This window comes from Rhizobium sp. 05L429 (assembly GCF_056397645.1).
The window spans coordinates 1-532 of record NZ_JBFTNV010000092.1; the positions used below are offsets into that span (position 1 = coordinate 1).

Consider the following 532-nt stretch of genomic DNA (forward strand, 5'->3'; position numbering starts at 1 on the left):
TACACGTACACGGCCCATCTGGTCGTAGGTCAGGAAGGTGACCGCACCGCGGGCGTCGACCTGCGAGACCAACCGGTTCGCATCATCATAAGCGTAAGACCAATTCCCAAGGTCAGGATCGCTCGCCGTCAGGCGGTTGCCGAGCAGGTCGTAGGTATAGGTCCAGACCGCCCCACCCGGATCCTGCACCTTCACCAGATGGCCGAGCGCGTCAAAGGTCGCGCTGTAGCGGAAAACAAATCTATCATCGCGCTGCTCCCCTGCAACGATGACATTTTCCCATACATTGTAGTTCAAGGTGCGATGATGTTGCTGTTCGTCACCAAAATCCACGTAAAAAACATCGATGTTATCGGTACCAGGAACCGGATCAATATATGTGTAATAGCCGTAGGTTTTGAATGTACTGTCGGGATTGACGCTCTTCGTGATCCGGTCGAGCGCATCGTAGCTGTTGACCGTCCATTGCGCCGTTTCACCGACAAAGCGCACGATCGATGACTGCTGCACATTACCGCGGGCATCGTAGATC

The 532-nt window shown here is 54.5% G+C and carries 1 protein-coding gene; it reads right to left on the reverse strand.

Annotation, left to right across the window (positions count from 1 at the left end):
* Window positions 1-532 (reverse strand): RHS repeat domain-containing protein (locus AC1DNW_RS35455; RefSeq protein WP_477855825.1); only part of this gene is annotated, 532 nt, incomplete at both ends.